General features: G+C 79.9%; 1 pseudogene. It reads right to left on the reverse strand.

Annotated features, from left to right (window positions below):
* Positions 1-105 precede the first annotated feature (105 nt).
* A pseudogene (locus tag GTW67_RS14675) lies at positions 106-294 on the reverse strand (hypothetical protein); the annotation flags it as partial.

Genomic DNA, 294 nt, shown 5'->3' on the forward strand with positions numbered 1-294 from the left:
GGGAAACACCTCACTAGGCACGGCGGCGGGGCGGGGGCGGGCGGCGAGCCGGGCCGCCACGCGGTGCGCGGGTGGCGGCCCGACTGCTATCGCGCCCGGCATGGCTCAGGCCGCTCCGTTGGCCGACTTCCTGCGACGCGCGGCGTACAGACCGGTGGCGGCCACGCCCAGGACGGCCAGGCCGCCCGCGGTCGCGCCCGGCTGGGCCAGCCCGCCGCCGCCGGTGTGCATCCCGCCGTGCGGCTTCTCCTGCTCGCCGCCGCCCCAGGACTTCTCGCCGCCGCCGTCGCGGGA

It is taken from the genome of Streptomyces sp. SID5910 (assembly GCF_009862125.1).
GTDB lineage: Bacteria > Actinomycetota > Actinomycetes > Streptomycetales > Streptomycetaceae > Streptomyces.